The sequence below is a fragment of the Streptomyces corynorhini genome, assembly GCF_003346515.1.
Classification (GTDB): domain Bacteria; phylum Actinomycetota; class Actinomycetes; order Streptomycetales; family Streptomycetaceae; genus Streptomyces; species Streptomyces corynorhini.
Map to the genome: position 1 here is coordinate 1 of NZ_QQNA01000360.1, position 7,316 is coordinate 7,316.

General features: G+C 74.7%; 8 protein-coding genes and 1 pseudogene. 4 read left to right on the forward strand and 5 right to left on the reverse strand.

Going from position 1 to position 7,316, the window contains the following annotated elements; all coding sequences use genetic code 11:
- A partial coding sequence (locus DVH02_RS36605; RefSeq protein ID WP_407697707.1) for a hypothetical protein occupies nt 1–348 on the forward strand: 348 nt, incomplete at its 5' end.
- A gap of 31 nt (nt 349–379) precedes the next feature.
- Here DVH02_RS36605 and DVH02_RS32220 read toward each other — a convergent pair.
- Nucleotides 380–898: a DinB family protein gene (locus DVH02_RS32220; protein ID WP_114627397.1), complete on the reverse strand. Its 519-nt coding sequence runs from the start codon at nt 896–898 to the stop codon at nt 380–382.
- A gap of 41 nt (nt 899–939) precedes the next feature.
- A complete protein-coding gene (locus tag DVH02_RS32225; RefSeq protein WP_114627393.1) occupies nt 940–1,557 on the reverse strand; it encodes a TetR/AcrR family transcriptional regulator in 618 nt (205 codons plus the stop codon).
- Between the two features lie 109 nt (nt 1,558–1,666).
- Between DVH02_RS32225 and DVH02_RS32230 the strand changes: the two genes are divergently transcribed.
- Nucleotides 1,667–2,869 carry an FAD-dependent monooxygenase gene (locus DVH02_RS32230; protein ID WP_114627394.1) on the forward strand — a complete coding sequence of 401 codons (1,203 nt, stop codon included), beginning with the start codon at nt 1,667–1,669 and terminating at the stop codon, nt 2,867–2,869.
- Nucleotides 2,870–2,936: 67 nt separating this feature from the next.
- Complete coding sequence (locus DVH02_RS32235; protein WP_199566493.1) at nt 2,937–3,842, forward strand: Gfo/Idh/MocA family protein; 906 nt, start codon at nt 2,937–2,939, stop codon at nt 3,840–3,842.
- Here DVH02_RS32235 and lnt read toward each other — a convergent pair.
- From lnt to DVH02_RS36610, 3 genes are all read right to left on the reverse strand, one after another.
- A complete protein-coding gene (lnt, locus tag DVH02_RS32240) occupies nt 3,766–5,361 on the reverse strand; it encodes an apolipoprotein N-acyltransferase (protein WP_114627396.1) in 1,596 nt (531 codons plus the stop codon). The two genes, DVH02_RS32235 and lnt, sit on opposite strands and share 77 nt — an antisense overlap.
- A 151-nt stretch (nt 5,362–5,512) precedes the next feature.
- Nucleotides 5,513–5,971, reverse strand: a complete 459-nt coding sequence (locus DVH02_RS32245; protein ID WP_199566494.1) for a nuclear transport factor 2 family protein — start codon at nt 5,969–5,971, stop codon at nt 5,513–5,515.
- 96 nt (nt 5,972–6,067) lie between these two features.
- A complete protein-coding gene (locus DVH02_RS36610) occupies nt 6,068–6,934 on the reverse strand; it encodes a discoidin domain-containing protein (RefSeq protein WP_233518591.1) in 867 nt (288 codons plus the stop codon).
- On the opposite strand from DVH02_RS36610, the pseudogene DVH02_RS36615 reads away from it, so the two are divergent.
- Nucleotides 6,933–7,316: pseudogene (locus DVH02_RS36615) on the forward strand (hypothetical protein); the annotation flags it as partial. The gene DVH02_RS36610 and the pseudogene DVH02_RS36615 overlap by 2 nt on opposite strands.

Sequence of the window (7,316 nt, forward strand, 5' to 3'; positions counted from 1 at the left end):
GCGCCGTCGGCCCCGCGCGCCGGTCACCCGTACCGGCATCGACCGGCGCGCGGGGCCGACGGCGCGGGGCTCATCGCCTCCAGCGCCTCGCGCGCCCGCCCCTGCCTCGGGGCCCCCTCGGTGGCGGCCCCGGGGATGCGGGCGCCGCTGATCGTCTCCGGCCGGGGCGCCGGCGCGGGACGCGGTTCGACGGCCACGCAGCCGGACAGTGCGGTGACCGCCACCCCGACCAGGGCCAGTGTCGTACTTCTCGTTCGCTCCATTCGGACAACTCTGCTGGTCGCCGCGCCCGTTGTGGAGCCCACAGGGCCGGGGATGGCCCGGACGGATGACACGGGTCAGCCCTGATTGCCGCCGGGGGAGGTCGTCGGCGCCGTTTTCACTCGCCCGTCGCGCCGTCGACGCACTCGCGGATCAGATCGGCGTGGCCGTTGTGCCGGGCGTACTCCTCGATCATGTGGAGGTAGATCCAGCGCAGCGTGAACGGATCGCCGGAGGCGCGTTCACGGCGGCCCGCGCCCCGGTCGTCCAGAGAGTGCGGCGCGGCCAGGCTCCGGGCGTGGGCGATCTCCGCCCGCCAGGCCGTGTGGGCCTGCTCCCAGGTGTCGTCAGCGCCGGGATGGAAATCGCCGTCCGGGTCCTCGTCGGTGAAGAAGAGCGGGGCGGCCCGCTCGGCGGCCAGGGTGTTGCGGAACCAGCCGCGTTCCACCTCGGCCATGTGCCGCACGAGCCCGATCAGCGTCAGCTCCGAAGGAGGCACGGACGCCTCCTTGAGCTGTTTGTCGCTCAGCCCCGCGCATTTCAGGGCGAGGGTCTCCCGGTGGTAGTCCAGCCAGCTCTCCAGCATCTCGCGCTCACCGGCGAGTGTGGAGGGATCGATGCGCTCAGATGTCGTCATGGCCGTCATCCTCGCCCACCGGCCGCCATCCTGACCAGGGGTTATCCGGCGGTGCCCGCCCGGTCCTCACCGTCGCCGAGCATGCCCCGCAGCAGTTCGGTGAAGCCCCGGCGCAGCTCCTCCAGGGACGGGACCGCCTGGTGGTACGAGCCGACGGCGCAGGAGAACAGCAGCCCCTCGCACCAGGCGACCAGCGCGTGCGTGTGCCGCTCGGGCTCGGTGGAGCCGGCCGCCGTCATCATCGCGATCAGCGGCTCGCGGAACTGCCGGCCCGTCGTGTCGTAGAAGGCCCGCAGCTCCGGGCGGCGAGTGGCTTCGAGCGCGAGTTCGTAGCGGGCGACGAGCAGCTGTGGATGGTGGGTCAGATAGCGGTGCAGGGCCAGCGCCAGCGCGTCGACCGGCGCGCCCGCGCGGGTGGTGGCGCCGGGCATCTCCGCCGGGGTGAGGACCCGCAGCTCGCGTTCCGCCTGCCGTCGTACCGCCGCTTCGAGCAGGGCCTGCCGGGTGCGCGCGTGGTTGGACGTCGAGCCCTGCGGGAGCCCGGCCGCCTCGTCCACGGCGCGGTGGGTGAGCCCGCGCATGCCGCGCTCGGCGAGCAGGGCGAGGGCGGTGTCGGCGATGAGTTCGGCGCGGGAGATGCCGGTGGTGCGTTCGTGCATGCCGTCAATCTATCCCGTTCACTACAGCTGTAGTACGGTGGGAACCAAGGCACTACACCTGTAGTTCCCCGGCTCTCGCACGGGCCGGGAGGGGAGAGAGGGAGAAGCGATGGACCAGTCCCGCGCCGTCGTCATCGGCGGCGGCATCGGCGGCCTCACCGCGGCCGTGGCCCTGCACCAGCGCGGATGGGACGTCACCGTCCTCGAACGCGCCGCCTCGCTCGCCCCCGTCGGCGCCGGTCTCGGCCTCGCGCCCAACGCGCAGCGCGCGCTGGACGTCATCGGACTCGGCGACGCCGTACGGGACCTCGCCGCCTGGCAGGGCGAGGGCGGGCTGCGCGCCCCCGACGGCCGCTGGCTCAACCGGATGGACGGCCGGGTCGCGGCCGAGCGGTTCGGCGGCCCCCTCGTCCTGCTCCACCGCGCGACGCTGGTCTCCCTGCTGACCGACGCGCTCCCCGCGACGGCCGTACGCACCGGCACGGCCGCCACCCTCACCGACCCGGGCACGGCGGACGGCCGCCCGGCCGTGGTCACCACCCCGGAGGGCGAGACCGAGGCCGGGCTCGTCGTCGCCGCCGACGGCCTGCGCTCCGCCACCCGCGGCACCCTCTTCCCCGCCCACCCCGGCCCCCGCTACGCCGGATACACCACCTGGCGCACCATCGTCCCCGAGCCCGAGCGCCCGTTCCCGCCCCACGAGACCTGGGGCAGGGGCCGGGTCTGGGGCACCCAGCCGTTCAAGGACGGCCGGGTCTACGCGTACGCCATGACCATGACGCCCGCCGGCGGGCAGGCGCCCCACGGCGAGAAGGCCGAGCTGACCCGGCTCTTCGGCGACTGGCACGACCCGGTACCCCGGATCATCGCGGCGGCCGAATCCGACCGGATCCTGCGGCACGACGTGTACGAGATGAACACGCCGCTGCCCGCCTTCCACCGCGGCAGGGTCGCCCTCCTCGGCGACGCGGCCCACGCCATGCAGCCCAGCCTGGCGCAGGGCGGCAACCAGGCCATCGAGGACGCCGTCGTCCTCGCCCACCACGTCGGCGCGGGCGGACCGGGGCGCTGCGCCGCCGCCCTCGCCGGATACTCCGCCGACCGGCTGCCGCGCACCAGCGCCGTCGTGCGCAGGGCGGCGCGGGCGAGCCGGATGGCCGCGGTCTCCAGCCCGGCCGGTGCCGCCGTACGCGACCGGCTGATCGCCGCCGCCTCCCGGTTCGGCCCCGGCCTCGTCCTGCGCGGCATGGACGGCATCGCCGACTGGCGCCCGCCGGGGCGCACGTATGCTTCCGGGACATCACGACCGTAGGACCACCGCGGCCGACCGGGGCCCGCGGGACAGGACCTTCGGCTCAGGACAGGTCAGGGAGGCCCTCGTGAAGGTCGGCTGTATCGGGCTCGGCGACATCGCGCGGAAGGCGTACCTGCCGGTGCTCACCACCCTGCCCGGCATCGAACTCCATCTCCAGACCCGCACCCCCGCCACCCTGGCCCGGATCGCGCAGACCCACCGCATCCCGGCCGCGCAGTGCCACGCCGACCTCGAATCCCTGCTCTCCGTGGACCTCGACGCCGCCTTCGTGCACACCCCCACCGCCACCCACACCGACATCGTCTGCCAGCTCGTCGCGGCCGGTGTCCCCACCTATGTCGACAAGCCGATCGCCTACGAATACGCCGACGCGGAACGGGTGGTACGCCTCGCCGACGAAGGCGGCGTCAGCCTCGCCGTCGGCTTCAACCGCCGCTACGCGCCCGGCTACGCGCAGTGCCTGGAGCACCCGCGGGATCTGATCCTGCTCCAGAAGAACCGCGTCGGACTGCCCGAGGACCCGCGCACCCTGGTGCTGGACGACTTCATCCACGTCGTCGACACTCTGCGCTTCCTGCTGCCCGGCCCCGTCGAACACACCGACGTACGGGCCCGGATCCGGGACGGGCTGCTGCACCACGTCGTGCTCCAGCTCTCCGGCGACGGATTCACCGCCATCGGCATGATGAACCGGATGAACGGCTCCACCGAGGAGATCCTCGAAGTCTCCGGCCAGGACACCAAACGCGCCGTCCACGACCTCGCCACCGTCATCGACCACAAGGGACAGCCGAGCGTACGGCGGCGCGGCGACTGGGTGCCGGTGCCCCGTCAGCGCGGCGTCGAACAGTGCGTACTGGCCTTCCTCGACGCCGTACGGGCCGGAAAACACCTCAGCGCACGGGACGCTCTGCGGACTCACGAGATGTGCGAGCGGGTGGTACGAGCGGCTCAGGACCAGGCCGCCTGAGGGACCGGCCGCCCGCCACCGCGCAGAACACCGCCAGTACGGCGAGCGCCCCGTACACCGCCCAGTCCCCGAACCGCACGTACGCGGTCGTGGACCGGGCCAGCGGGACGTCGAACACCGCCGCGACCGACCGGTCCGTGCCGAGCGGGCCGCCCACCCGCCGCCCGTCCGGGCCGAACACCGCCCCCACGCCGGTCAGCGTCGCGTGCACCATCGGCCGGCCCGTCTCCGCCGCCCGCAGCGCCGCCAGCGAGGCATGCTGCCGAGGCGCCCAACTGCCTTGGAACGACGAGGTCGACGACTGCGCCACCAGCACCTGGGCGCCGTCCCGCACCAGCCGCCTGCTCAGGTCGGGGAACGCGGTCTCGAAGCAGATCAGCGGCCCCAGCCGCAGCCCGCCCCGGCCCTCGCCCGGCAGCACCATCACCACCTGCCCGGTCCCGCGCAGCCGGTCCTCGCCCGCCGCCCTCCCCACCGACGTCACCCAGCCGAGCGCCGCGCGGGCCGGCACGTACTCGCCGAACGGCACCAGCCGCCTCTTGTCGTACACCTCACCCGTCGGCCCCTCGGGACCCACCAGCACCGCGCGCTTGAAGATGCCCGTCCGGCCCGCCGCGTCCGTGGCGCGCGCGTCCACATTGACCAGCACCGGAGCGCCGGTGACCCGGGCGAGCACCGCGAGCCGCGCCGCCAGATCCGGCCGGGTGGCCAGATCCGCGCCGACGCTGCTCTCCCCCCACACCACCAGATCGGCACCCCGCCCGGCCAGCGTGCGCGTCAGCTCCTCACCGCGCGCGAACCGCCGCTCCACCGCGTTCGCCCCGCCGACCACACCCGGCGCCACGACACCCGGCTGGACGACCGCGATCCGCACCCGCCCCGAGGACTCCGGCCGCGGCGCCCACGCCGCCACCGAGCCCACCACCACGGCGCACCCCGCGAGCGCCACGCCGGCGGCGGAACGCGCCCCCGCCACCGCGACCAGCAGGGCCAGCGCCGTGTTCACCGCGACCACCAGCAGACTCACCAGCCACACACCGCCCACCGACGCCAGCCGCAGCGCCGGAGCCACCTCCCACTGCCCGGCGCCGAGCAGACCCCAGGGACCGCCGAGCCCCTCCCAGGACCTGGCCAGTTCGACCATCAGCCACCCCGAGGGCACCACCGCCACCGCGGCCGACGCCCGGAGCCCCGACGCCGCGCCACCGAGCGCGTACCGCACCAGCATCCCCCACGGCGCCCACAGCAGCCCCAACAGCGCCCCCAGCACCAGGAGGAACACATGGAGGCTCGGCAACAGCCAGTGATGCACCGCGAGGACGAACCCGAGGCCGCCCAGCCACCCCTCCAGCGCGGCCCTCCGCCCGGTCGCGGCCGTCCGCAGGAGCAGCATCCAGGGCACCAGCGCGACATAGGCCAGCCACCACAGCGACGGCGCGGGAAAGGCGAGCGCGGACAGCGCCCCCGACCCCACCGCCACCGTGCCGCGCCCCCATGGCGACGCGGCACGCTCCCGCATCCGGGCTGCCGCAGGGGTTCCCGCCCAGGTCCGCACCGCGCGCCTCCTCACCCCGGGCCTCCCGTTCGGAACCGGCCGGTTCCGAACGGAAGACCCTGGCCGTCACGCGCACTCTTCCCACGCGGGGCCCGGCGCATCCGCGCCGCGGCGATCAGCCGCCCGCCCGGCCGAGTGCGCCGTGCCGCCAGGTCTCCCGCGCGACCACGGAGCGCACCAGCCATCCCTCGTCCCCGCGCACCAGTCCGAACACGAAGCCGCCACCGCTCATCAGCTGCTCGCCCGACTCGTGGCGCAGCGGGCTCAGATAGTCGGCTCGCAGATCGGCCCGGTCGCCCGGGTAACCCCCGAGATCCTGGATGCGCAGCCGACGGTTGACGATCAGATGCTGGCGTACGGCATAGGGCCCCAGCGTGCCGGCCAGCCAGTCGCCCACCTCGGCGGCCGGGCCCTCGATGCCGCCCGCCGCCGTGTAGTCGGCGCGTCCGTCCGGGGTGAACAGGGCCCGGTACCCCGGCCAGTCGCCCTCGTCGACGGCCACCGCGTACCGGGTGACCACCTCGTCGATGGCCAGACGGTCCATCACGGTCGCGAGATCCACACGCTGTGTCATCGGCTCAGTCTCCGGCAGCGGGAGCCCGTGGCCAAGAGCCACGCACGGCGGGAAGGCATCCGATTCCGCAGGTACGGCCGCACCACGGTCATGCCCTCAGCTCCGGCCGAAGAACTCGATCTCGGCGATCGCGGGTCTGCGGCCCTTTCCCGCGCCGTAGATGTCGTCGATCGTCAGCCGCACCCGGACGACCTCGGCGCCCCGTACGTCGAACGTCTGCTGACCGGGACGGTCCTTGAGGGCGACCTTCTTCTCGGTGGGCTCGCCCTCGGCCGGACTCAGCGTCACGGTCAGCGCGGAGGGGCGGGACTGCGCGAGGAACTCGTCCTCCTTGGCCGACCTGCCCGAGAAGACGACGAGCTTCGTCATCCGTACCGGCTTGTCGAAGTCCACCTCCAGGAACTCCCCGATACCGGGCCCCGCTTCGGCCGGTACCCAGAACCGGTTGGTGTACGTGTCGATGGCCGTGCGCGGCGGATGGTCCGACAGGAAGCTGGACGCGCGGATCCGGCTGGGGCGCAGCTCGTCGGGGGTGCCGGTGCTGTCCCGGGTGAAGTCCAGTGCCTCGGGCAGGTAGGGCCGCGCGAACCAGAAGGCGCCCGCGAGCACCGCCAGGGTCAGCGGAATGGCCAGGCCGGGACGGCGCCACAGCCGCCGTACGGGCCGTGTCCCGGCGGCCGGCAGGGCCCGCGACCGCCCGCGCAGGATCCGCCGCCACCACGGCAGCGGTACGGCGGGCGGCGGACCGGGGTCCAGCAGCAGACCGCAGCGTACGCACAGGGTGCGCCGCGGCTCGTTCTCCGTACGGCAGTTGGGGCAGCGCACGGCCGCGCCCCGGTGCGCGGCGGGCGACGCGGCGGAGCCGGGCGGCTCCGGCCCTTCGGGCTCCTCGCGCGGTCCGGGTACGGGGATGTCCAGCCGGTCCCCGGGCCGACGCGGCCCCGCCGCGACGGACGGCGGCATGGGCGGCGGGACGGGGGGACGCGCGGGTGACGCGGGCGGTACAGGCGGCATGGGCGGCATGGGCGGTACGGGAGGCGCCGCCGTCGGCGGTACGGGAGCGGGCGGCACCGGCTCCGTACGCGCGGCGGGAGCGGCCCCCGAGCCCGTAGACCGCGACCCCGAGCCCGACCCCGACCCTGAGCCCGCGCCCGTAGACCCCGGCCCCGAGCCCGCGCCCGTAGACCCCGACCTCGGGCCCGACCCCGCCTCCGTGTCCGCGTCGCCCCAGTCCAGGAACGTTTCGCAGGACGTGCAGAACGCCGCGCCCGGCGCGTTGCGGTGTCCGCACTCCGGGCACCTCACGGCCGTACTCCGGGCGCCTGCGGCGGCTCCGGAGCCGCCG